Annotated in this window: 16 protein-coding genes; 11 read left to right on the top strand and 5 right to left on the bottom strand. The window is 59.1% G+C overall.

Annotation, left to right across the window (positions count from 1 at the left end; genetic code table 11):
• The 3 genes from rplQ to bfr form a co-directional block, all read left to right on the top strand.
• The coding region (gene rplQ / locus ACP7A2_RS20495) for a 50S ribosomal protein L17 (protein ID WP_426135681.1) at nucleotides 1–325 on the top strand (325 nt) is incomplete at its 5' end.
• Between the two features lie 241 nt (nucleotides 326–566).
• Nucleotides 567–2,015, top strand: coding sequence for a catalase (locus tag ACP7A2_RS20490; protein WP_426135680.1), 1,449 nt, complete (start codon nucleotides 567–569; stop codon nucleotides 2,013–2,015).
• Between the two features lie 155 nt (nucleotides 2,016–2,170).
• On the top strand, nucleotides 2,171–2,635 hold the full coding sequence (gene bfr / locus ACP7A2_RS20485; protein ID WP_071485373.1) for a bacterioferritin: 465 nt from the start codon (nucleotides 2,171–2,173) through the stop codon (nucleotides 2,633–2,635).
• A 65-nt stretch (nucleotides 2,636–2,700) separates the two neighbouring features.
• Here bfr and uvrA read toward each other — a convergent pair whose 3' ends face one another.
• Complete coding sequence (gene uvrA, locus ACP7A2_RS20480; RefSeq protein ID WP_348062057.1) at nucleotides 2,701–5,535, bottom strand: excinuclease ABC subunit UvrA; 2,835 nt, start codon at nucleotides 5,533–5,535, stop codon at nucleotides 2,701–2,703.
• A gap of 178 nt (nucleotides 5,536–5,713) precedes the next feature.
• On the opposite strand from uvrA, the gene ACP7A2_RS20475 reads away from it, so the two are divergent.
• From ACP7A2_RS20475 to tam, 4 genes are all read left to right on the top strand, one after another.
• Complete coding sequence (locus ACP7A2_RS20475) at nucleotides 5,714–7,108, top strand: MFS transporter (protein ID WP_426135678.1); 1,395 nt, start codon at nucleotides 5,714–5,716, stop codon at nucleotides 7,106–7,108.
• A gap of 9 nt (nucleotides 7,109–7,117) precedes the next feature.
• Nucleotides 7,118–7,648 carry a single-stranded DNA-binding protein gene (locus ACP7A2_RS20470; protein WP_426135676.1) on the top strand — a complete coding sequence of 177 codons (531 nt, stop codon included), beginning with the start codon at nucleotides 7,118–7,120 and terminating at the stop codon, nucleotides 7,646–7,648.
• Between the two features lie 291 nt (nucleotides 7,649–7,939).
• Nucleotides 7,940–9,511, top strand: coding sequence for a hypothetical protein (locus ACP7A2_RS20465; RefSeq protein WP_426135674.1), 1,572 nt, complete (start codon nucleotides 7,940–7,942; stop codon nucleotides 9,509–9,511).
• A 56-nt stretch (nucleotides 9,512–9,567) separates the two neighbouring features.
• Nucleotides 9,568–10,329 carry a trans-aconitate 2-methyltransferase gene (tam, locus tag ACP7A2_RS20460; RefSeq protein WP_426135673.1) on the top strand — a complete coding sequence of 254 codons (762 nt, stop codon included), beginning with the start codon at nucleotides 9,568–9,570 and terminating at the stop codon, nucleotides 10,327–10,329.
• 21 nt (nucleotides 10,330–10,350) lie between these two features.
• Here tam and ACP7A2_RS20455 read toward each other — a convergent pair whose 3' ends face one another.
• Nucleotides 10,351–10,914, bottom strand: coding sequence for a cysteine hydrolase family protein (locus ACP7A2_RS20455; RefSeq protein ID WP_348056125.1), 564 nt, complete (start codon nucleotides 10,912–10,914; stop codon nucleotides 10,351–10,353).
• A 96-nt stretch (nucleotides 10,915–11,010) separates the two neighbouring features.
• Here ACP7A2_RS20455 and ACP7A2_RS20450 point away from each other — a divergent pair, with 96 nt between their 5' ends.
• The 3 genes from ACP7A2_RS20450 (at nucleotide 11,011) to ACP7A2_RS20440 (ending at nucleotide 13,996) form a co-directional block, all read left to right on the top strand.
• Nucleotides 11,011–11,970, top strand: a complete 960-nt coding sequence (locus tag ACP7A2_RS20450) for a GlxA family transcriptional regulator (RefSeq protein WP_426135672.1) — start codon at nucleotides 11,011–11,013, stop codon at nucleotides 11,968–11,970.
• Between the two features lie 171 nt (nucleotides 11,971–12,141).
• Nucleotides 12,142–13,251 carry a DUF3182 family protein gene (locus ACP7A2_RS20445; RefSeq protein WP_426135671.1) on the top strand — a complete coding sequence of 370 codons (1,110 nt, stop codon included), beginning with the start codon at nucleotides 12,142–12,144 and terminating at the stop codon, nucleotides 13,249–13,251.
• A complete protein-coding gene (locus ACP7A2_RS20440; RefSeq protein ID WP_348056131.1) occupies nucleotides 13,241–13,996 on the top strand; it encodes an alpha/beta hydrolase family protein in 756 nt (251 codons plus the stop codon). The genes ACP7A2_RS20445 and ACP7A2_RS20440 overlap by 11 nt, the downstream gene beginning before the upstream one ends.
• A 128-nt stretch (nucleotides 13,997–14,124) precedes the next feature.
• Here ACP7A2_RS20440 and ACP7A2_RS20435 read toward each other — a convergent pair whose 3' ends face one another.
• The 3 genes from ACP7A2_RS20435 to ACP7A2_RS20425 are packed head-to-tail and all read right to left on the bottom strand — an operon-like array spanning nucleotide 14,125 to nucleotide 17,109.
• A complete protein-coding gene (locus ACP7A2_RS20435; protein WP_426135669.1) occupies nucleotides 14,125–15,081 on the bottom strand; it encodes a lysylphosphatidylglycerol synthase domain-containing protein in 957 nt (318 codons plus the stop codon).
• Complete coding sequence (clsB, locus tag ACP7A2_RS20430; RefSeq protein ID WP_426135668.1) at nucleotides 15,071–16,333, bottom strand: cardiolipin synthase ClsB; 1,263 nt, start codon at nucleotides 16,331–16,333, stop codon at nucleotides 15,071–15,073. The genes ACP7A2_RS20435 and clsB overlap by 11 nt, the downstream gene beginning before the upstream one ends.
• Complete coding sequence (locus ACP7A2_RS20425) at nucleotides 16,330–17,109, bottom strand: endonuclease/exonuclease/phosphatase family protein (RefSeq protein ID WP_348056136.1); 780 nt, start codon at nucleotides 17,107–17,109, stop codon at nucleotides 16,330–16,332. Before ACP7A2_RS20425 ends, clsB begins: the two co-directional genes overlap by 4 nt.
• 242 nt (nucleotides 17,110–17,351) lie before the next feature.
• On the opposite strand from ACP7A2_RS20425, the gene ACP7A2_RS20420 reads away from it, so the two are divergent.
• On the top strand, nucleotides 17,352–19,457 hold the full coding sequence (locus tag ACP7A2_RS20420) for a mechanosensitive ion channel family protein (RefSeq protein ID WP_426135666.1): 2,106 nt from the start codon (nucleotides 17,352–17,354) through the stop codon (nucleotides 19,455–19,457).
• Nucleotides 19,458–19,549: the final 92 nt, after the last annotated feature.

Raw genomic sequence — 19,549 nt, 5'->3', positions numbered from 1 at the left:
TCAAAACATGGCGGTGTCGCTGTTCGAGCACGAGCTGATCAAAACTACACTGCCGAAAGCTAAAGAACTGCGTCGCGTTGCTGAGCCGCTGATCACTTTGGCCAAGACAGACAGCCTGGCTAACCGCCGTTTGGTTTTCGACCGTACTCGTTCGAAAGCTATCGTTGGTAAGCTCTTCAACGACCTGGGCAAGCGTTACGCTACCCGTGAGGGTGGCTACCTGCGCATCCTCAAGTGCGGCTTCCGCACTGGCGACAACGCGCCTATGGCGTACGTCGAGTTGGTTGATCGTGCTACTGCCGGCGAAGCTGTAAGCGCCGAGTAAGACGACAGTCTGCAACGAAGAACCGGGCCCAGCGCCCGGTTTTTTGTGGGCGCAATAAAAAGCGTCTATTCTCTTCAAGTCACTGCCGGTTGCCTGATTTAACCGAAGCTATTTGCGCTGATGTTTAGTTAGTTATTCTCTATCAAAGTCCATGCCTTAATGAATTTGGTGGTGTTTTCTTGATGGTCAATACTCCCTCCGAGCTGATACGCCGGCAGTTCCTAGACTGACCTGAGGAAGTTTGAGCATGAACAAAATTCTTACTACCGCCAGCGGTGCGCCCGTTGCCGATAACCAGAACTCCCGTACTGCTGGCCCCCGCGGCCCGTTACTCCTCGACGATTTCCACCTCATCGAAAAGCTCGCGCATTTCAACCGGGAAAACATCCCCGAGCGCCGCGTGCACGCCAAGGGTTCTGGCGCTTACGGTACGTTCACCGTCTCCAAAGACATCACCCAATACACCCGCGCCAAACTGTTTGAGTCCGTTGGAAAGCAAACGCCTATCTTCCTCCGATTGTCCACCGTAGGCGGTTCGCGCGGCTCTGCTGATACCGATCGCGACCCCCGCGGCTTTGCCCTTAAGTTCTATACCGAAGAGGGTAACTGGGACATCGTGGGCAACAACACTCCTGTGTTCTTCATCCGCGACCCAATCAAGTTTCCAGACTTCATTCACACCCAAAAGCGTCTGCCGCAGACCAACTTGAAAAGTGGCCAGGCAGTCTGGGACTTTTGGTCGCTCTCGCCCGAGGCGCTGCACCAGATCACGATTCTGTTTTCGGACCGCGGCACGCCAGACGGCTACCGTCACATGCACGGCTTCGGCAGCCACACCTACAGCCTGATCAACGCCGCAGGCGAGCGTCACTGGGTGAAGTGGCACTACAAAACCAAGCAGGGCATCAAAAACCTGACGCCGGCTGAGGCTGAGCGCCTGGCAGGTAGCGATCCCGATTATGCCCAGCGTGATCTGTTCGGTGCGATCGAGCGCGGTGACTTTCCGAAATGGAGTGTCAACATTCAGATCATGACCGAGGCTCAGGCCGATGCGCATTATGAGAACCCCTTCGACGTGACCAAGACTTGGTCGCAGAAAGAGTTTCCGTTGATCGAAGTGGGTGAGTTGGAGCTGAACCGTAACCCGCAGAACTTTTTCGCAGAGGTCGAGCAGGCGGCGTTTGCGCCAAGCAACATGGTACCTGGCGTCGGCCTTTCGCCAGACCGCATGTTGCAAGGCCGCGTCTTTGCGTACGCTGATGCTCATCGGTACCGTATTGGCACTAACCACCAGCAATTGCCGGTGAACGCCCCTCGCAGTCCGGTGAACACCAACCAGCGGGACGGTTCAATGACATTTGGCCCCAACGGCGGTGCTACACCCAATTACGAGCCAAACAGTTACGCCGACACACCTAAGCAGGCGCCACAGTACGCAGAGCCAGCCTTGGCGTTGAGCGGAGCGGCAACTCGCTACGATCATCGTGAAGATACGGACTACTACAGCCACGCAGGTGAGTTGTTCCGCTTGATGGACGACAAGCAGAAGGCGCTGTTGATCAACAACATTGCCGGCGCCATGGCCGGTGTCAGCAGCGATGTGGTTCAGCGTCAGTTGCAGCACTTCTTCAAAGCCGATGCTGCATACGGCCAGGGTATTGCGAGCGCGCTGGGCGTAACGCTTAGCTGACTCTAAACGAGAAGCAGAACCGCCCTCATTAGGGCGGTTTTTGCGTTATTTCCGCCACTTTTCCAAGAATATCTTCACTTTTCTGCCGATGGCCCCGTGACCTCCGGGTCATCATGGTTCAAACTACAGTCTTTCAAGCAGGGAGATGTAGGGCGATGCAAGGTCACCCCGACGTAATCGATTACCTCAACACGTTGCTGACGGGCGAACTGGCAGCTCGTGACCAATATTTTATCCATTCGCGCATGTACGAGGACTGGGGCTTTACCGAGCTCTACGAACGTATCAACCACGAAATGGAAGAAGAGGCGCAGCACGCCGACGCACTCATGCGCCGTATTCTGATGCTCGAAGGCACGCCGCGTATGCGTCCCGACGACTTGGACACTGGCACCACGGTGCCCGAGATGCTCGCCAGCGACTTGCGCCTTGAATACAAGGTGCGTGCCGCGCTCTGCAAGGGCATTGAGCTCTGCGAGCAGCACAACGACTATGTCACTCGCGAAATTCTGCGGGTGCAGTTGGCCGACACCGAAGAAGATCATACGTACTGGCTGGAAAAGCAGCTGGGCCTGATCAAGCTGATCGGTCTGGAGAATTACCTGCAATCGCAGTTCTAATCTCCGGCTGTAAAAAAGCCCCTGTCACCGCAAAGTGACAGGGGCTTTTTCATGGGCCCGATAAATCAGGCTTTGTCGCGGGCCAGCAACGGCTTCAAGTAGTAGCCGGTGTGCGATTGTGGCATTTCGGAGACCTGCTCCGGCGTGCCCACCGCAATAATCTGGCCGCCCTTGGAACCACCTTCCGGCCCCAGGTCTACCAGCCAGTCGGCGGTCTTGATCACATCCAGGTTGTGCTCGATCACTACCACGGTGTTGCCGTGGTCACGCAATCGATGCAGCACGTCCAGCAACTGCTGAATATCCGCAAAGTGCAGGCCGGTGGTTGGCTCATCAAGGATGTACAAGGTCTTGCCGGTATCGCGCTTGGACAACTCACGCGACAGTTTCACCCGCTGCGCTTCACCACCCGACAACGTGGTCGCCGATTGGCCCAGCTTGATGTACGACAAGCCCACATCCATTAACGTCTGCAGCTTGCGCGCTAGCGCTGGCACCGCGTCGAAGAACACCCGGGCTTCCTCGATGGTCATTTCGAGGGTTTCGTGAATGTTCTTGCCCTTGTACTTCACCTCCAGCGTTTCGCGGTTATAGCGCTTGCTCTTGCACACGTCGCACGGCACGTAGATATCCGGCAAAAAGTGCATCTCTACCTTGATCAGGCCGTCGCCCTGGCACGCTTCGCAGCGTCCACCCTTGACGTTGAACGAGAACCGGCCAGGCCCATAACCCCGTGAGCGGGACTCCGGCACGCCAGCGAACAGTTCGCGAATCGGCGTGAACAAACCGGTGTAGGTCGCCGGGTTGGAGCGCGGTGTGCGCCCAATCGGGCTTTGGTCGATATCGACCACCTTGTCCAGCAGCTCCAGGCCCTTGATGCTGTCGTGAGCAGCGGCCTCCAGCGTGGTCGCGCCGTTCAGTGCGGTGGCACTCAGTGGGAACAGCGTGTTGTTGATCAGCGTCGATTTGCCCGACCCGGAAACACCGGTCACGCAGGTCAGCAGGCCCAGCGGAATTTCCAGGTCGACATTGCGCAGGTTGTTGCCGCGCGCGCCTTTCAGATGCAGCGCCTGCTTCTTGTTGCGCGGGGTGCGTTTGGCCGGTACGGCGATTTTCACGCGGCCGGACAAGTACTTGCCGGTCAGCGAATCAGGATGCGCCATCACTTCTGCTGGCGTGCCCTCGGCAACAATATGCCCGCCGTGCACACCGGCGCCCGGGCCGATATCGACGACGTAATCCGCCAGGCGAATCGCGTCTTCGTCATGCTCGACTACGATCACCGTGTTGCCAATATCGCGCAGGTGTTTCAACGTGCCCAGCAGGCGATCGTTATCCCGTTGGTGCAAGCCAATCGACGGTTCATCGAGGATGTACAACACGCCCACGAGGCCCGCGCCAATCTGGCTGGCCAGTCGAATGCGCTGGGCTTCACCGCCAGACAAGGTATCGGCGCTGCGATCCAGCGACAGGTAGTCCAGGCCGACGTTGACCAGGAACTGCAGGCGCTCACGGATTTCCTTGAGGATCTTGTCGGCAATTTCGCCGCGCCGCCCCGTCAGTTTGAGTACACCAAAGTACTCGCAGGCATCGCCGATCGGCAGGTTGGTCACCGCCGGCAAGGTTTTTTCGCCAACCCACACGTGCCGCGCCTCACGACGCAGGCGAGTGCCGCGGCAATCCGGGCACGGCTGGGTGCTGAGGAATTTCGCCAATTCTTCGCGCACGCTCGCAGACTCGGTCTCGCGATAGCGGCGCTCCAGGTTCGGCACGATGCCTTCGAACGGGTGCGAACGTTTAACGATATCGCCACGGTCGTTCAGGTACTTGAAGTCGACGTTCTGCGAGCCGCTGCCGTGCAGGATGACTTTCTGCTGCTCGGCCGGCAATTCGTTGAACGGTACTTCCAGGCTGAACTTGTAGTGAGACGCCAGCGACCCGAGCATCTGGAAGTAATAGACGTTACGCCTGTCCCAGCCGCGTATCGCGCCCTCCGCCAGCGTCAGGTCGCCATTGACCAGTCGCTTGATGTCGAAGAACTGTTTAACGCCCAGGCCGTCACAGGTCGGGCAGGCGCCAGCCGGGTTGTTGAAGGAAAACAGCTTGGGTTCCAGCTCGCTGATGGCGTGGCCGCAGATCGGGCACGCAAAGCGCGCGGAGAAAATAGTCTCTTCGCCCGGCTCATCATCCATCGGCGCAACCAGCGCAATGCCGTCTGCCAGTTTCAGGGCAGTCTCGAAGGATTCCGCGAGGCGCTGCTGCAAGTCAGCGCGCACTTTGAAGCGGTCGACGACCACATCAATGGAGTGCTTCTTCTGTTTGTCGAGCTTCGGCGCTTCGTCCAGCTCATAGAGCTTGCCGTTGATGCGCGCACGCACAAAGCCCTGCGCACGCAGTTCTTCGAAGACGGAAAGGTGTTCACCCTTGCGCTCGCGAATCACCGGGGCCAGCAGCATCAGCTTGGCGCCTTCCGGCTGGGCGAGTACCAGGTCGACCATCTGGCTGACGGTCTGGGCTTCCAGCGGAATATCGTGGTCCGGGCAACGCGGAATACCCACCCGCGCATACAGCAGACGCAGGTAGTCGTAGATTTCGGTGATGGTGCCCACGGTTGAACGCGGGTTGTGGGAGGTCGATTTTTGCTCGATGGAAATAGCCGGCGACAGGCCTTCAATGGTGTCGACGTCGGGCTTTTCCATCATCGACAGAAACTGGCGGGCATACGCCGACAGCGATTCCACATAGCGACGCTGGCCTTCGGCGTACAGCGTGTCAAACGCCAGGGACGATTTGCCGGACCCCGACAAGCCGGTGATGACGATCAGTTTGTCCCGGGGCAGGGTCAGGTCGATGTTCTTCAGGTTGTGGGTTCTAGCCCCACGAATCAGGATCTTGTCCAAGATGGCCTCGCACGGCGGGCGTAAATAATGCGGGAGTATACGGCTAATGACTGGATGAATATACACTGTCAAAGTGCCGGTTGCAGCGTTACATGAAAGCTGCGCGGCAAAGCGCCGCATATACCCTCTCAATCGATGGGACTGGTAGAATCGCCGCCGGTTCACACGAGGTTTTTCCATGCACGATCCCCACAGCGAACGCATGAGTAGCGGCGAGACCCGAGCGGCAAGCGGTCTGGCTCTGGTGTTCGCCTTCCGTATGCTTGGCATGTTTATGGTGTTGCCGGTACTGGCGACCTATGGGATGGATCTCGCAGGCGCAACCCCCGCCCTGATCGGCCTGGCCATTGGCGCCTATGGCCTGACCCAGGCGCTTTTCCAGATTCCGTTCGGGATCATCTCCGACCGCATTGGCCGTCGCCCGGTGATTTACCTCGGGCTGATCGTCTTCGCCCTCGGCAGCGTGCTCGCAGCGCAAGCCGACTCAATCTGGGGCGTGATCGCCGGGCGCATCCTGCAGGGCGCCGGGGCTATTTCCGCCGCCGTCATGGCGCTGCTTTCGGACCTGACCCGCGAACAACACCGCACCAAGGCGATGGCGATGATCGGCATGACCATCGGCCTGTCGTTCGCCGTGGCCATGGTGGTCGGCCCGTTGCTGACCCGCGCGTTCGGCTTGCACGGGCTGTTCCTGGCCACCGGCGGCATGGCGCTGTTCGGTATCGTGATCGTGGCCTTTATGGTGCCGCGCTCCACGGGCACGTTGCAGCACCGTGAATCGGGTGTCGCGCGCAAAGCCTTGCTGCCGACGCTCAAGCACCCGGACCTGCTGCGTCTGGATTTAGGTATCTTCGTATTGCACGCCATGCTGATGTGCAGCTTCGTCGCCTTGCCCCTGGCGCTGGTCGAAAAAGCCGGCCTGCCCAAGGAACAGCACTGGTGGGTGTACCTCACGGCACTGTTGATTTCCTTCTTCGCCATGATCCCGTTCATCATCTACGGCGAGAAGAAACGCAAAATGAAACGAGTTTTACTCGGCGCCGTCGCGACGCTGATGCTCACTGAGCTATTCTTCTGGAAGTTCGGCGACAGCCTGCGGGCGCTGGTGACGGGCACGGTGGTGTTTTTCACCGCGTTCAACCTGCTGGAGGCGTCGTTGCCTTCGCTGATCAGTAAGGTTTCACCGGCCGGTGGCAAGGGTACTGCGATGGGGGTTTATTCCACCAGCCAGTTCCTCGGCTCTGCACTGGGCGGCATCATGGGTGGCTGGATGTTCCAGCATGGCGGTTTGTCAGTGGTGTTCCTCGGATGCGCAGGTCTGGCTGCCCTCTGGCTAGCCTTTGCTGTTACCATGCGCGAACCTCCCTATGTGACGAGCCTGCGTTTGCCGTTATCGCCAGAAGCGATCCGCGAAGTCGGTCTGGTTGAGCGCCTTAAGGCTGTCGCAGGGGTTACGGATGCCGTGGTTATTGCTGAAGAAGCCGCCATCTACATCAAATTGGACACCGAATTATTGGATCGCGCGACGCTTGAGCAACTGGTCAACCCAGTGCCGACAGCGCGCCCAGCCTAGGAGAACGTTATGGCCCGTGGGGTTAACAAAGTCATATTGGTCGGTACATGCGGCCAGGATCCCGAAGTTCGCTACTTGCCTAACGGTAACGCCGTGACCAACCTGAGTCTGGCGACCAGCGAACAGTGGACCGACAAGCAAACCGGCCAGAAGGTCGAAAAAACCGAATGGCACCGTGTGTCGATGTTCGGCAAAGTGGCCGAGATTGCCGGTGAGTACCTGCGCAAAGGTTCGCAGGTTTACATCGAAGGCAAACTGCAAACCCGCGAGTGGGAAAAAGACGGCATCAAGCGTTACACCACTGAAATCGTGGTCGACATGCAAGGCACCATGCAACTGCTGGGCGGCCGTCCACAGGGCGACCAACAGGGCCAGGGCGGCATGTCCAACTCGGCGCCGCGTCCACAGCAGCAGTCCCGTCCGCAGCCGAGCCAACAGCCAAGCCAGCAGCCACAACGTGAGTCGCGTCCAGCGCCACAACAGGCCGCTCCGCAACCGGCTCCGGATTTCGACAGCTTTGATGACGATATCCCGTTCTAAGGCTCGGCAGCCCTAGCGTTTGCCGGTAGCCCGTAAAGCCCTTGGAGTACTGACTCCCAGGGCTTTATTTTTGCCTGGAAAATCGCAAACCTGCGATACGCGTTGCGCGCCTACGGCTTTAAGAAGCAGCTCTTTCAAGGTCATTAGGTAGAACAGGCGACAAGTCCGCTCGCCACAGAGACAGTATTCGCAGTTAACTGGCTTGTATTAGCCAGATATGGCCGCTTTTCAAAGACTTTGAAAGGGCTGGCTGTAAGAAGGGATGACAATATCAAACAGGAGTTGAGTACAGTGAGTACCGATACGGACGCGTTGTATGCTTTATCGCAAGCCTTGAAAAAAAGTCGAGAGCAAACCCGTAATGTTGAAAAGCGCATTCAGAGCGCTCTCGAAAAAGTCAGGCATTTGGAAGAGAGCCAAGCGGCTCAACTGGATCATCTCAAATACGAGCTGAGCAAAGAGATTCTTGAGCAGGCTAACGCTCCAATTACGCGAGCTACCCAGGCGCTCACTTTTATCATCTCCGTCGTCGTGCTGGGCGGGTCTGTCTTGACATACTTTGTCAGTAATAATTTGCAGACCACGTTTGAGTCCCACATGAAGCAACGTGTTGAGTCTTGGCTTTCATTAGAGAATGAATCCTCGATTGCCAGCAGGACACTGGACTCCTACCGTACTCGCGCGCTCCTTGATTCTTACATGATCCAACTGGCACGACGAAAGGCGCGTGGGGAGTCCATGGTGAATCTGGATTTCAGAAAAGGTGACGAAGACAGGCTGCTATCGATAATCGAAGCGAGAGACTCGCAAACATCGGACTTTCTCGACGCGCTGAAACTGCTTTCTGTGGCCCGTGGCGGCTGGGCTTTTGGTGCGCGCAACGATACGGTCAGCCTGCGCCTGAGAGCGTTGTTCAGTGATGGAGAGTACGACATCAATCGCAAGCTCTACATTTTGGAAATCATGGACCGAGACGAAGGGTTGAAGCCTGTTGCGGTTAGCATTTTGAAAAGTACCAATCAGCCACAGCCTTTCAAATTTCAAGCGTTCAAGATGTTGCAGGATGAGCGGCTAGACTCTGAAGGTGGGGCGCTGGCTCACCGCTATGCAGTGGAACAGCTTAAAGCAGCACAGGAGCCAGATCGCGCTCAGGAAGCAGCGAAATACTTGGCAGTTGTCGATCCCTTTAATCCGACGTTGACGACCTTTCTCCAACAACTTGAAACGCATCCCAGGGCTTCGAGAATTGTAATGCGTACGGCGGTCGCTGCCAGCTGGATAAGTTTGTTGCCGCATCCAACCCTTCAGTTGATGTCCGACCTCGATACCACGAACCCTCCGGCAGATCGAGCGAAGCTACGCCAGTTGATTGCCGAAAACCTATCACTCGCCATGAGGGATGGTTTGGGCATTGGGGTCATTGATAATATTTCTGGGAAACCAGGGCTATCCATGCAGTTCACGCAGACGTCCGGCACTGTCAACCACATTGACTTCCCTCTTGAGCGTTTATTTGGCGATACAGAATTGTTAAGCGCTTTGTTCAATATTGAACAGCCGAAAAATCTGGTGTCGTTCGCACGCTTCTTTAATTCGATGAATAGAGATGAAAGCGTTACCAGCCTGCGCATTTCAGTGCCCGCCGTTGCGTTTGATGCAATGCAGCGGCAGGCCTTAGGCGAGCAAGTAGAGGTCCAACTAAGGGTTTCGCCAGAGGGCGTCGTCCATTATCGGTGGACTGACAAAAACGGTGAAATTCATCAGCAGGCGCAGCTCGATAACTTTAAACCCATCGCTATCAGGGTTATGTTTGATCGTGATTATCTGATTTATAAATCGCCGTACGATACGTGGATGTTCTAACCCTATGAGCAGGTTCTTGCTGTTCACTTCAACGATGCGTAAATAGGAAAGCCTCGATGACCTGGTCCGCCAAGCAATACACGATGTTTGAACAGCAGCGCACCCGTCCCGTTCGTGACCTGGTGGCGGCCATTCCCACTATCGAGGTAAACACGGCTGTGGATTTGGGCTGCGGCCCGGGCAATTCCACTGAGGTGCTGGCCGAGCGCTTTCCTCAGGCTCGCGTCACCGGTATGGACAGTTCAGACGACATGCTGGCAGATGCGCGCAAACGCCTGCCAGCGCTGAGCTTCGAACTGGCGGATATCGGTGCATGGAAGCCCGCACAACCGTTTGATGTGATTCTGGCCAACGCTTCCCTGCAATGGTTGCCCGACCACTCCACGCTGTATCCACACTTGGTCAACCAACTGACGCCCGGCGGCGTCCTGGCGGTGCAGACCCCCGACAACCTTGACGAACCCGCTCACCGGCTGGCGCGGGAAGTGGCCGCCGACGGCCCATGGTCGGCCAGGATCGGCGCGGTGAAACACAACGAACGGCACACGGCGAGTTATTACTTTGAACTGCTGAGCAAACACTGCAGCAGCGTCGATGTGTGGCGCACCACTTACCAGCATCCGCTGGCCGATCACGCTGGCGTCGTGGAGTGGTTCAAGGGGTCGGCGCTGCGGCCTTTTCTTGCGCCTTTGGCCGACGACGAAAGGGTCGCTTTCCTGCGCGAGTACCAGGCGCGGATCAGCAAGGCTTACCCAGCCCTGGCCGATGGCACAGTATTGCTGCCATTCCCGCGCCTGTTCATTATCGCGACCCGCTAAGCCAGGGCAAACGAGTGGCGGTTACGCCGCCGCCGCTTGTGCCTTCAGGTATTCATCCGCCGACACCACCTGCGCGTAACCAAACGCCAGCGATCCCATATAGGCCGCATGCGCTTGCGCCGCCGGAATCACCTGCCCGTTAAATTCCAGGTCCCGCGTTGCGCAGGCGTCATGGATCACGGTGACGTTGTAGCCCAGGTCCGCTGCGGCCCGCACCACGGCATCGATACACATATGGCTCATGCTGCCGACCACCACCACGTCGGTGATGCTGCGTTTCTCCAGCAAGGCGCGCAGATCAGTCTCGCGAAACGCATTCACGAAATGTTTAAGCACCACCGGCTCATCACCCTCGTTCAGCACCTTGGTATGCAGGTGCGCACCTTCGGAGCCCGGCGTGAAGAACGGCGCATCTTCGGCCGTGAACTCATGGCGCACGTGAATCACGGCCTTGCCCGCCTGACGAAAGGCCTGCAGCACCTGCGCGGCTTTGTCTGCTGCCGCCTCTACGCCGTCGAGTGGCCACTTGCCCTGAGGGAAGTAGTCGTTCTGGATATCGATTAGGATGAGCGCTTGCTTGGCCATGTGTGTTGCCTCGTGATGGGTTGATGGGTTCAGTATGTTAGCTGGCGCCAGCACCAGGGATTGGCTGCACCGACAATAACAGGGGGAAAACTGACAATGGCCGTTGTAGAGCTGGGCGTATTGATCTACCAGGGCGCGCAACTGGCGGCGGTGCATGGCTTGACCGACCTGTTCGGCGTGGCCAACCGGATCGCCGCCGAGCATCAATCTGCGCAGCTGCCATGGCTGCGAATCAGCCATTGGCAGGTGGACGCCCATGGCTCGCCCTCGCGCGTATTTGACAGTCACCCAGGCCCGGAACAGCCGATGATGGCGCTACTGGTGCCACCTTCCATTGGTGAGTTCACCGAAGAGCAGGCGCCGCCCGCGCTGCTGGAGTGGATTCGTGCCAGGCACGCAGCCGGCACCGTACTCGGCGGCGTGTGCATTGGCTCGATCATGCTGGCGCGCAGTGGCCTGCTGGACGGACGCAGCGCCACCACGCATTGGTCTTCTGCCAAGTCTTTCGCCACGCACTACCCGGCTGTGCGCCTGGAGGCGGATAAACCCATCGTCGATGACGGCGACCTGATCACCACGGCCGGGCTGATGGCCTGGTCCGAACTGGGGCTGCGCCTGGTCGACCGTCTCATGGGGCCGAGCATCGCCGCCGACACCGCGCGTTTCCTGGTAATCGAACACAGCGACAGCGCCAGCCAGTGCGGCAGCAACTTTGCGCCGATCCTGGGGCATGGCGACGGCGCCATTTTGAAGGTTCAGCATTGGCTGCAAGCCAGCGGCGCGGTGGACGTGTCGGTCACGGCGATGGCGCAGGAGGCGGGGCTGGAAGAGCGAACGTTCCTGCGGCGCTTTCGTAATGCCACAGGGTTGAAACCGACCGAATATTGCCAGCACTTAAGGGTGGGCAAGGCGCGGCAAATGCTGGAGTTCACCAACGGCACCATCGACCACATCGCCTGGACCGTGGGTTACCAGGACCCTAGTGCCTTCCGCGCCACCTTCAAGAAAATCACTGGTCTGGCGCCGAGCGATTACCGCAGCCGCTTTGGCGTGTGAACCGTGCAGAACGCCGCCTGTTTAATGCGGCGTCGTGCAGAATCAAACAGGCCAACTGCCACCTGTTTTTCGCCAACTGACTGATTTCATGACCATCGCCCTCAAACACGCCCTGGCCTGATCCCTGCAACCCAACGTCTACACTCATGGCAGGATAGCCAAGGGGGACGTATGACCCCGACTCAACGCAGGAAACTGGTAGTCGCTCACTCCACCCGCGAGGGCGCGCCCCGGCACGAGGTCGAGACCAACCGCGCACTGGCGCGCTGGCTGGCGCATATTCTCGGCCTCAAGTTCGGCGGCAGCTACGACCCGCACAAACATGCCGGGCGTGCGCTTTACTGGCTGCCGACCCAGACGCTGGTCGGTTTGCACCAGGCTCACGCACTCAACATCAAAGGCCCCGAAGACCTGTGGGGCGGCTATGTTGATCACGACTTCATCTGCACCAAAGCCATCAGCCATGGCCTGCTCAGCCCCGAGGCCAGGGCGCCGGAAGGCTGGTCGCCGGTATTTGGTGAGCGTGTGCGCCAGGTGGTGCTCGACGGCCTCAGTGTATTTGCCCTTGAAGACGCATTGCCCGCCGCCACGCGCCTGCTTTACAGCGGGCCGATCCGCCTGAAACCCGTGCACGCCTGCGCCGGGCGTGGCCAGGAAGTTATCCACAGCCTCGACAAATTCGAAGCCGTGCTGGCGCGGCCCGACGCGGCGCAACTGTTCAATCAAGGCGTGGTGCTGGAACAGGACCTGCACGACGTGGTCACCCACAGCGTGGGTCAAAGCTTTATCGGCGATCACGTCTTGAGCTACTGCGGCGAGCAATACCTGACGAAAGACGGGCAGGGCGAAGACGTCTACGGCGGCTCCAATCTACTGGTGGTGCCCGGTGACTACGAATGCCTGCTCAAGCTCGACTTGCCCGCTGACGTGCGCGAAGCCATCGAACAAGCGCAGGTCTTCGACACCGCAGCAGATGAAGCCTATCCCCGCTTCTACGCTTCGCGGCGCAATTACGACATTGCCCAGGGCCTGGACAGCGACGGCCAACGCCGCAGTGGCGTGCTCGAACAATCCTGGCGCATGGGCGGGGCCAGCAGCGCGGAAGTCGCGGCGCTGCAAAGCTTCATCAATCACCCGGGCCTGCGCGCCATTCATGTGTGTTCGGTTGAAACCTACGTGGATCAACCACTGCCGACGGATGCCATTGAGGTGTATCGCGGGCCTGCGGAAAACAGCGACTTTCTCCTCAAGTATGTGACGGTTAAATCTTATGACGGCTAGAAGCGAAAGCATTGCGATCGATATAGACGACGAACAGATGAGTGGCACCTTTCTGAGCCCCAAATCCAAAGTGCCGGGAGTGTTATTTGTACACGGCTGGGGCGGTAGCCAGGAGCGCGACCTGGAACGGGCCAAAGGCATTGCGGGGCTTGGATGCGTGTGCCTGACCTTCGACTTGCGCGGCCACGCCGGCTCCGGTATTGCGCTGAACCGCGTCACCCGCGAAGACAACCTGCGTGACCTGCTCGCGGCCTACGACCGGTTGCTCTCCCACCCGGCCATCGACACCTCGGCGGTGGCAGTGGTGGGCACCAGTTATGGCGGTTACCTCGCCGCGATTCTGACTTCATTGCGCCCGGTGCGCTGGCTGGCGCTGCGCGCGCCGGCGCTGTACCGCGACCGGGAATGGCTCAAGCCCAAGCGCGATCTGGATAAAGCCGACTTGATGGATTACCGCAGCACGCTGGTGCACGCCGGCACCAACCGCGCGTTGCACGCCTGTTCGGCCTTTACCGGTGATGTGCTGATTGTCGAGTCGCAAACCGACGACCATGTGCCCCACGCCACGATCATGAGCTACCGCGCGGCGTGCCAGCAGACGCATTCCCTGACTCACCGGATTATCGATGGGGCTGATCATTCGTTGAGCGATCCGGTGTCTCAGCAGGCGTACACCTCAATTTTGGTGGACTGGATTACCGAGATGGTGGTGGGCGAGCGGTTGAGCATTATTCACTCTCAGTAATGTGCTGCTCTTTAGACCGCCATCGCGGGCAAGCCTGGCTCCCACAGGTAATTGCATTTCCATGTTGGAATACAATCAACTGTGGGGGCGGGCTTGCCCGCGATGGCGCCAGCCCCATCAACACCCATTCAAGCCGGCGCCTTCTTCACCCGCAGCGCCTTGGCCTTGGCCTCCACCGTCAGGTACATCACCAACGCAATCAACAGCGGCAAAATAAAATAAATCGCCCGGTACGCAATCAACCCCGCCAGCAAACTGCCCCGCGACGCTTCATGCTGCAACAGTGCAACAAACACCGCCTCCAGCACCCCAAGCCCCGCCGGAATATGCGTCACCACACCGGCAATCGCGCTGATCAGCAACACGCCCAGCACCAGCGGATAATCCAGTTTCGCCGGCAGCAGGGTAAAAATCACCGCCGCCATCAGCGACCAGTTCAGCGCGCCCAATACCAACTGCAAACACGCCATGCGCAGCGACGGCAGGTTGATCTCGATGCCCTTGATCGACCACGCGCGCTTCTTCGAAAACTGGCACGCCGCCAGATAGCCCATACTGGCCACGATCAGCAGCGCGCCAATGCCCTGCAACGCGCTGGTGCTGACCTTCCAGCCCGGCGGCATGGTCACCAAACCACTGGCGAACACCACACCGGCCAGTGCCATATAGCCAAACCAGTTGGTGGCCAGGCTCAACCCCAGAATCTTGGCGATATTGGCAGTGCTGACGCCAAGCCGCGAATACAGCCGATAACGCATGGCGATCCCGCCGACCCACGCGCTCAGGTTAAGGTTGAACGCATAGCTGATAATCCCCACTGGCAGGATTTGCTTCCAGCCCAGAGGCTGGCGAATGTAAGTGCGGCCGATCAAGTCGAAGCTGGCGTAGACGAGAAAACTGCACAACGTCAACGCGCCCGCGATGAGCAACGTACGCAACTTGAAATCACCCAGTGTTTGCACCACCTCGCTCCAGTCGATGCGCCGGGCGAGCAGGGTGAACAACACGATCAGCAACAGGAAAAACACCACGGTCAGTGGCTTCTTCCAGCGTTTGAAGCGTGAACCGCCGGCTTTAGAGGTCATGGGCCTGGTGCTCGAAAGGTTTGAGTCGCGGTTTGTGCGCTGGCAGCCAGCCCGTCAGCGCGGGGAAGTGGCGCATCACATGAAATACCAGAAACCCCACGGTCAGTCGCCACAGCCACAAACGCGGCTTGCGATTTTCCGGCATGGTCTGGCAGTGGTTTTGGGCGAGTGATTCCAGACGCTCATAGAGTTGCTGATTAAACGCTCGGTCGCGAATCAGCACATTGGCTTCCAGGTTCAGCGACAGGCTCAGCGGGTCCAGGTTGCTCGACCCCACCGTGCTCCATTCGTCATCCACCAGCGCCACCTTGCCGTGCAGCGGGCGCTGGCAGTATTCGTGAATTACCACGCCATCCTTGAGCAAATAGTCGTAGAGCATGCGCGCCGCCAGCTTGGCCAGCAGCACGTCCGGCTGGCCCTGCATGATCAGTTGGACCTGCACGCCACGGCGCGCGGCATTGCGGATCTCCCGCAGCAGGCGGTAGCCGGGGAAGAAGTAGGCATTGGCGATCACCGCGCGTTTTTGCGCTTTGCTCAGGGCGTAGATGTAGGCTTCTTCAATGTCATCACGGTGCTGCAGGTTGTCGCGGTAAATCAGGCGAACCATGCCTTCGCCCTTATCGGTTGCCCACAGTGAAGGGCGTTGCTGGCGCCGACGCCAGCCGCGCCGCGTGCGCACCTGGCGACCGCTTTGCGCGAGGGCAAAATGGTGCAAGTCGGCGACTGCCGGGCCGGTCACCTGCACGGAGTAATCCTGCTTGGCCTCTGGCCCGAAATCGCCCAAGTGGTCGGCAGAAAAATTGATCCCGCCAATAAACGCCACGGCGGCATCTACCACCACAATCTTGCGGTGCAGGCGGCGAAACCAGTTGGTGCGGATACCCAGCCGCTTCGACGCCGGGTCAAACATCTGCACCGCCACCCCGGCCTGGGCCAACTCGCTCAGAAACGACGGGCTCAGTTCGCCACAGCCAAAACCATCCAGGCTCATGACCACCTTCACGCCGCGCTGCGCTGCCTCGATCAGGATGCCTTGCAGCTCATGACCCACCTTGTCTTCGAAAAGAATAAAGGTCTCCAGCAGGATCTCGCGCTTGGCCTCACGCATCGCCGCAAACACCTTGGGGAAATACGCCTCGCCATTTTCCAGCAGTTCAATGCTGTTGCCCGGTTGCCAGCCGTAATCCAGGTCACGGGCCTTGGCATCATCCGGCGGCTGGTCGGTGGAAATATGCTCGACCGCAATGTTCATAGCTCGATCTCCACCGACAGCGGCACATGGTCAGACAAGTGGGACCACGGGCGAGTGGTCAGCACCTGTGGGTTATGGATTTTCACGTTGCGCACATAAATGCGGTCCAGCGCCAGCAACGGCAGGCGGGCCGGGAAGGTACGCGGCAGTTTGCCGTGGGTTTCGGTGAACACTTCCCGCAGGCCGCTTTTACTCAGGTCGGCGCGCTGGCGCCAGTCATTGAAATCGCCCGCAACAACCAGCGGCGTATCGGCAGGAATTTCACTGATGCGCTGCTCTAGTAAGCGCAACTGCTGCTGGCGGTGCACCTCGCGCAGGCCGAGGTGAATGCAGATCGCATGCACCTCCTGGCCGCTGCCCGGCAAGCGCAACACGCAATGCAGCAGGCCCCGGTTTTCATGACCGCTTTGGGAAATATCGAGGTTGTCATGGCGCACGATCTGGAATTTCGACAGCAAGGCATTGCCATGGTCGCCATGGGGGTAAACCGCGTTGCGCCCGTAGGCGTACTGCGGCCAGATACTGTCGGCGAGGAACTCGTACTGCGGCATGTCCGGCCATTCGCTGTAGCGCTGGGGATGGTGTTCGTGGGTGCCGTGGATTTCCTGCAAAAACACCATGTCGGCGCCCACGCTACGCACCGCTTCACGCAACTCGGGCAGGATGAAACGCCGGTTCAGGGCGGTGAAGCCCTTGTGAATATTGACCGTCAACACCGTGAAGCGAGTGATGGCGACGCTGGGGGTGATGGGCACCCAGTCGGGAATCGCAGCCATGTGTGCTCCTGAATAAGGGTAGGGGCCTGGCCCCGGGTTTATGGCTGACTGCGATTTTTGACTGAAAGTTTCCAGCTTCTTACCGACGGCACACGGCAACTGTGGGCGCGAACACGGACGCCCCGCGTCACGTTTCCAACGCTGACCCAGAGTGCCCACGCAGTATTCCCACGCCGGGCGCGGAACGATCAGGATGAAAACCCGTCAGTTCCATACAGACCCTTGCGAAGGAGCCCAGTGTTTTGCTGAATCTAAAGACTGCATTACTGCTTGGTGCGCTGCTGCTGTTTGGCAGCGGCGAACTGCAAGCTGCGGCCACCGCGCCGGAACCAGAGGCGCCGGCCAAACCGGAGATTCTGGTGGAGGGCGGCCTGTTGGGGGCCATCAGTTCCAGCATTGATGATGTGCAAGACAAACTCGACCTCAACCAGAACGTGCTGGACGCCTGGCGTTTACGCGCCGACCGCGCAGCCAATGAAGTCGGGCGGCTGGTCAATCGTCCATCCGACCGCTCGCCCTGGAGCGTCGCCGGGGATTTCCTGGTGTTGTCCGGCACCTGGATCGGCGCCTTTGCGCTGTTGACCTTGCTGGGCCGCGTCATCGTCAAACGTGTAAGCCGCCGGGCCTTTGTGGAACGGCGCGGACGCTTGCAAGGTGTGCTGGGTTATTTCGTGCCTTATACGATTCCAGCGATCATTTGTTTGCCGTTAACGCTGTACGTCAGCCATTTTCTGCCGACCTCCATTGGCCGCGCGCTGGCGCTGTGTTTTGCCTACGCGACCAGTAGCGGCATCTTCTCCACGTCAATTCTGCTGTGCGTCATCGTGATGTTTAACGTGGGGCACAAACGCCCGGCGGTGCAGATCATCCGCGATTACTGCCCAAAACCCCTGTTTTTGATCGGCTTCCTCGCCGCACTCAGCGACGCGTTGACCAGCCCGCAAATCGCTCGCCAATTTGGTGGCAATATCACCAGTAGCGTTGCGGTGTTCACCGGTATGTTTGCGGCCGTGATTTTCGGCGCACTGGTGATTCGCTTGCGTCGGCCTGTGGCGCACCTCATCCGCAACCGTCCGCTTTCCCAGCGCCTTAAACACCCGGCCGTTCAGCAATCATTGCGGGTGTTTTCGGGGCTTTGGTACTGGCCGATTCTGTTGATGGTGCTGGTGTCTGCAATCAACCTGATCAGCGCCGGCGACGACAATCAAAAAGCCCTGCGGTGCGCGTTGTTCACCACCATCTTGCTGATCGGCACGGTGTTTCTGAGCACGGTTCTGCAACACCTGTTCAAGTCGCGCAGCCAGGTCGCCATTCAGCGCAGCAGTGCTTATAAGGAACGCTTCCTGAGCTTGTTGCACGCGATCTTGCGCATCGCCATGGCCATCGGTTTTATCGAAGTGCTGGGGCGTATCTGGGGCGTGTCGTTATTTGAGTTTGCCGAGCGCAATTCCATTGGCCGGGCGATCAGCGATTCCCTCAGCAGCATTGGCCTGATTCTGCTGATGACCTGGCTGTTCTGGGTGGTACTCGACACGGCGATTCAGGAAGCGCTGAAACCGCCGGTGAATAAACGCTCGAGCCGCCAGCCCAGCACGCGGGTGAAAACCATCCTGCCGCTGGTGCGCAACGCGGTGAAAATCATCTTGGTGGTGATCTGCGCGATCACCACCATGGCCAACCTCGGCATCAACGTCGCGCCCCTGTTGGCCGGTGCCGGTGTGGTCGGTCTGGCCATCGGTTTTGGCTCTCAGCAATTGGTGCAGGACGTGATTACCGGCCTGTTCATCATCATTGAAGACACGCTGTCCATCGGCGACTGGGTGGTGCTCGACTCCGGCCATGCGGGCACCGTCGAAGGCCTGACCATTCGCACCCTGCGCCTGCGCGACGGCAAGGGGTTCGTGCACTCGGTGCCGTTCGGCCAGATCAAGGCGGTCACCAACCAGTCGAGGCAGTTTGCCTATGCGTTCTTCTCGGTGCAGTTCACGTACGACACGGATGTGGACAAGGCCGTCGAACTGATTCGCGGCGCGGGTCAGTCGATCAGCGATGACGTGTTCCTCAAGTACAACCTGCAGGGGCCGCTGGAGGTGTTTGGTGTGGACAAGATGGACCTCAACGGCGTGGTGCTCACGGCGCAGTTCCGCACCGTGTCGGGCGGGCAATATGCGGTGAGTCGCGCCTTTAACCAGCGGCTGAAAAAGCTTGTGGATAACTGTGACGAGGTGCACTTCGCGCAAACTTATCCACAGCAGGTTTTATTGCCCAAGCGCACGGCGCAGGTGGATGAGCCGGATCAAGAGGTGCCGGCGCCGGTGGTGCTGACGGAGCAGCCGCGTACTCAATGATTGAGGGTGCCTGTGCGGGCCGCATCGCAGGCAAGCCAGCTCCCACAGTGGGAATGCGTTCCCCTGTGGGAGCCGGGCTTGCCCGCGATGAG

It is taken from the genome of Pseudomonas sp. PWP3-1b2, assembly GCF_049896045.1.
In the GTDB taxonomy this organism is placed as follows: domain Bacteria; phylum Pseudomonadota; class Gammaproteobacteria; order Pseudomonadales; family Pseudomonadaceae; genus Aquipseudomonas; species Aquipseudomonas antarctica_B.
The sequence above is the reverse complement of the archived record's forward strand: the minus strand, read 5'-3'. Positions and strand labels throughout refer to the sequence as shown.

What these genes read in the sequence shown, in the direction of transcription:
- bfr (WP_071485373.1), top strand. Translation starts at nt 2,171, where the DNA reads ATGCAAGGTCACCCCGACGTAATCGATTACCTCAACACGTTGCTGACG.
- ACP7A2_RS20475 (WP_426135678.1), top strand. Translation starts at nt 5,714, where the DNA reads ATGCACGATCCCCACAGCGAACGCATGAGTAGCGGCGAGACCCGAGCG.
- ACP7A2_RS20470 (WP_426135676.1), top strand. Translation starts at nt 7,118, where the DNA reads ATGGCCCGTGGGGTTAACAAAGTCATATTGGTCGGTACATGCGGCCAG.
- tam (WP_426135673.1), top strand. Translation starts at nt 9,568, where the DNA reads ATGACCTGGTCCGCCAAGCAATACACGATGTTTGAACAGCAGCGCACC.
- ACP7A2_RS20455 (WP_348056125.1), bottom strand. Translation starts at nt 10,914, where the DNA reads ATGGCCAAGCAAGCGCTCATCCTAATCGATATCCAGAACGACTACTTC.
- ACP7A2_RS20450 (WP_426135672.1), top strand. Translation starts at nt 11,011, where the DNA reads ATGGCCGTTGTAGAGCTGGGCGTATTGATCTACCAGGGCGCGCAACTG.
- ACP7A2_RS20445 (WP_426135671.1), top strand. Translation starts at nt 12,142, where the DNA reads ATGACCCCGACTCAACGCAGGAAACTGGTAGTCGCTCACTCCACCCGC.
- ACP7A2_RS20440 (WP_348056131.1), top strand. Translation starts at nt 13,241, where the DNA reads ATGACGGCTAGAAGCGAAAGCATTGCGATCGATATAGACGACGAACAG.
- ACP7A2_RS20435 (WP_426135669.1), bottom strand. Translation starts at nt 15,081, where the DNA reads ATGACCTCTAAAGCCGGCGGTTCACGCTTCAAACGCTGGAAGAAGCCA.
- clsB (WP_426135668.1), bottom strand. Translation starts at nt 16,333, where the DNA reads ATGAACATTGCGGTCGAGCATATTTCCACCGACCAGCCGCCGGATGAT.
- ACP7A2_RS20425 (WP_348056136.1), bottom strand. Translation starts at nt 17,109, where the DNA reads ATGGCTGCGATTCCCGACTGGGTGCCCATCACCCCCAGCGTCGCCATC.